This window comes from Microcoleus sp. BM001215392 (assembly GCF_036700185.1).
In the GTDB taxonomy this organism is placed as follows: domain Bacteria; phylum Cyanobacteriota; class Cyanobacteriia; order Cyanobacteriales; family Microcoleaceae; genus Microcoleus.
In genome coordinates this window covers 1-1,566 of the sequence record NZ_JAUBOJ010000693.1, presented here as the reverse complement: position 1 = coordinate 1,566, position 1,566 = coordinate 1, and the positions used below count along the sequence as shown (strand labels likewise).

The 1,566-nt window shown below is 43.9% G+C and carries 1 protein-coding gene; it reads left to right on the top strand.

Going from position 1 to position 1,566, the window contains the following annotated elements; genetic code table 11:
* Positions 1-240 precede the first annotated feature (240 nt).
* On the top strand, positions 241-1,545 hold the full coding sequence (gene iscB, locus QT974_RS34220; RefSeq protein ID WP_333472796.1) for an RNA-guided endonuclease IscB: 1,305 nt from the start codon (positions 241-243) through the stop codon (positions 1,543-1,545).
* Positions 1,546-1,566 lie beyond the last annotated feature (21 nt).

Genomic DNA, 1,566 nt, shown 5'->3' with positions numbered 1-1,566 from the left:
AGAGTAGCACCAATCCGTAGTATTTCGGAGTAATCCGAGGTATTGCAGCTACTCCAGACCACTCAAAGCGAGTAATCGTTATCTCTAAGCGTTTAAGTTCACACCTTGGGATTCGCTAGTTCCAAGCTCTGTAAGCAGATTGTTAAACATCCGAGATTGGGCGCGAGGAAGTGCAATCTGCATAGTACCGAGAAGATAACAGGGTTGAAGCAAACTTTACTTAAGGCAAACAACGCCAAAATGTTGAAACCCAATTTCGTTTTTGTAATTGATGCTAACAAGAAACCGCTGACACCATGTAAGCCTTCTATGGCGAGACGTTTATTATCGATGGGTAGAGCGTCTGTTTTTAGAAGATATCCGTTCAGCATCATTCTCAAAAAAGAGGTTGCAGATATTCCTGAACCCGTCACGATCAAACTAGACCCCGGTTCTAAAACCACAGGGATTGCCCTTGTTCAAAACGACAAAGTAATCTTTGGTGCTGAGTTGACTCATCGCGGTCAAGCCATCAAAGCATCTTTAGAATCCCGTCGTTCTCTACGTCGGGGGAGGCGTTCTCGTCACACTCGCTATCGACAAGCACGGTTTTTAAACCGTACCCGCCAAAAAGGATGGTTAGCGCCATCCTTGCAGCACCGGGTAGAAACCACCCTAACTTGGGTTAACAAATTACGCAGACTTGCACCAATCAATTTGATTGTTCAAGAGCTTGTCAGATTTGATTTACAACAACTTGAAAACCCAGAAATCTCAGGCATTGAGTATCAGCAAGGCATTTTATGTGGGTACGAAATCCGCGAGTATTTATTGAATAAATGGAACAGGAAATGCGCTTACTGCTCAATCGAGAACGTTCCGCTCCAAATCGAACACATCCAGCCCAAAGCAAAAGGTGGCACAAATCGGATCTCTAATCTGTGCCTTGCTTGCGAGAAATGCAATCTCAAAAAAGGGACTCAGGATATTAGCGTTTTCTTAGCCAAAAAGCCAGATGTTCTGCGATCGGTTCTAGCTCAAGCAAAACGCCCATTAAAAGACGCGGCGGCTGTCAACTCAACCCGATGGGCATTGTTCAACCGACTTAAAGAAACGGGTATTCCTGTCTCGGAGGGTTCGGGTGGTCTGACTAAATACAACCGTACTCGACTTAGCCTGCCTAAAACTCACTGGATAGATGCGGCTTGTGTGGGTCAGATTGATTCTTTGGAAGTGTTAACTAATCAGCCCTTGCTGATTAAATCAACAGGACAAGGGAATCGACAGTCCACTAGAAACGATAAATACGGTTTTCCTTGTGCCAAGCCTAAACAGTCCTTTACTCATTGTAGAACTGGTGATATTGTTGCCATTCAGCTTCTAGAAGACCGCAAGCGATTCCAATCAGGACTTTACGTTGGACGGGTCAAGACTCCAACAGATAAAGGTGTTGAGATTAAGATCGGTAATTTTCGACTAAGTACAAAAGATATGAGCAACGTCAAATTCTTGCACAAACAAGATGGTTATCAATATGCGTCAATTAACTCCGCTTTACTCCAATAAAGGCGTTTCTAGTAATTAGAC